This is a genomic window from uncultured Lutibacter sp., from assembly GCF_937891065.1.
In the GTDB taxonomy this organism is placed as follows: Bacteria; Bacteroidota; Bacteroidia; order Flavobacteriales; family Flavobacteriaceae; genus Lutibacter.
Genome location: NZ_CALAEQ010000073.1, coordinates 1 through 2,229, shown reverse-complemented (window position 1 = coordinate 2,229; position 2,229 = coordinate 1). Strand labels below are relative to the sequence as shown.

The 2,229-nt window shown below is 27.5% G+C and carries 2 protein-coding genes; both read left to right on the top strand.

Features of this window, described 5'->3' with window-relative positions; translation table 11 throughout:
• Window positions 1-1,680: M28 family peptidase (locus Q0352_RS04300; protein WP_299524156.1), on the top strand; the 1,680-nt coding region annotated here is incomplete at its 5' end.
• 4 nt (window positions 1,681-1,684) lie between these two features.
• Window positions 1,685-2,229 (top strand): DUF2891 family protein (locus tag Q0352_RS04295; protein ID WP_299524153.1); only part of this gene is annotated, 545 nt, incomplete at its 3' end.

Below are 2,229 nucleotides of genomic sequence, written 5' to 3'. Positions count from 1 at the left end.
GGAAATAAAAAATTAATTGAAGCTTTTAGCAATGCAAATACCACATATCCAGTAGGAAATTCTTTAATGTACAGCATTTATAAAATGTTGCCAAATGATACTGATTTAACTGTTTTTAGAGAAGATGGAAATATTGATGGTTATAATTTTGCTTTTATTGACGATCATTTTGATTATCATACTGAACAAGATTCCTATGAACGAATGGATTTGAATTCGTTAAATCACCAGGCATCTTATTTAATAGCAACTTTAAATTATTTTTCAAACAATACTTTAGAAGATTTAAAATCACAAGAAGATTATGTTTATTTTAATTTTCCATACTTCGGGTTGGTTTTTTACCCTTTTTCATGGGTAATTCCATTATTTATTATTTGTTTGATTTTATTTTCTGCGCTTCTGATTATTGGAATTTTAAAAGATAAGTTAACAATTCAAGGAATTTTAAAGGGGTTTGTACCTTTTATGCTATCATTAGTATTTTCTGCTTTATTCACTTTTTTTGGATGGAAGTTATTGTTAAAAATTCATCCCCAATACCAAGATATTTTACATGGATTTACCTATAATGGACATTATTATATTGCTGCATTTATTGCAATTACTTTGGCTATATGCTTTTGGTTTTATAGAGGTTTTTTCAAAAAAAGAACAGCACAAGATTTAGCAATTGCACCGTTATTTTTCTGGTTAATAATAAATGGAGGTATTGCTTTTTACCTACAAGGATCGGCATTTTTTATTATACCAGTTGTAATTTCTGTAGTTATGCTATCAGTATTCATATTTTCTGATACTAAAACTAAAACCTTATTGTTTTTCACCATTTTATCAATACCAGTTTTAATTATTTTCGCTCCTTTATTAAAAATGTTACCGGTTGGTTTAGGATTGAAAATGTTAGTAGTTAGTTCCGTTTTTACGGTATTGTTATTTGGGTTTTTAGTGCCTGTTTTTAAACAATATAAAAATCATAAAAATTTAGCTAATTTAATGTTATTAATTGGTGTTTTAGCATTAATTACAGCTTCATTTTTTGCGCCTTATAACGTTGATAGAAAACAACCAAACAGTATTTTATATGTTTTAGATGCCGATAAAAATGAAGCTTATTGGGCCAGTTATAATTTAAAAGTAGATGAATTTACAAAGCAATTTTTAGGAGATAATCCAACAGAAGGGAATTATGATAAAAATACAACAGCAAGTAAATATAAAACATCCATTCAATTACATAAGAAGACGGAAATTTTAAACTTAGAAAAGCCTTTAATAACAGTTGTCTCAGATACTATTATTAATTCAGACAGGAAAATATGCTTAAGTATTTTGTCTGTCCGAAATGCCAATAAAATTGAGATGCTAACTAATATCCCTATTCACTTTAAGTCCTTTAAAGTGAATGAAGAAGAAGTTTCAAATAAATCAGCCAGTGAATATGTATTTTCAATAGATAAAGGCACAATTATGAGTTATTATAGAACCAATAAGAATGACATTATTGATATAGAAATTTTAGTAGATAAAAATCAAATAATAGATATTGACATACTAGAAGCTAAATTTGATTTATTTACAAATCCAGTATTTAATAGTAAGCCACGTTCTGAAATTATGATGCCTATGCCATTTGTGTTGAATGATGCTTCAGTAATTAAAACGAATATAAAAATATAAAGGAATGAAAAAATTTATTTTGATTGCAATCACTGTTTTGATTGTTTTTTCATGTAGAAAAATCGAAAAACCTAATGAAATTATTGACGAAACAGTTTATGTAAAACCAGCATTGAATGAAAAAAGTGCATCATATTTATACCATTTTGCCTTTGATTGTATAGATCAAGAATACCCCAATAAATTGGGTCAAGTTTTGGGAGATGCAAGTTATTTAAAAGAGCCTTCAGAATTACACCCTGCTTTTTATGGCTGTTTTGATTGGCATTCATCAGTTCACGGACATTGGACTTTACTTAACATTATAAAAGAGCAACCAAATTTTGAACATAAAGAAGCTATTTTTAAAAAGCTTCAAAATAGTATAACCAAAGAAAATATTTTAAAAGAAGTACAATATTTTGACGATGCTCACAATAAAACTTTTGAGCGAACTTATGGCTGGGCATGGTTATTAAAAGTCTCAGAAACATTACAAGATTGGAATACCGAAGAGGCAAATGAAATGTATGAAAACTTAAAACCCTTGGTTAAATTGATTGAAGAAAA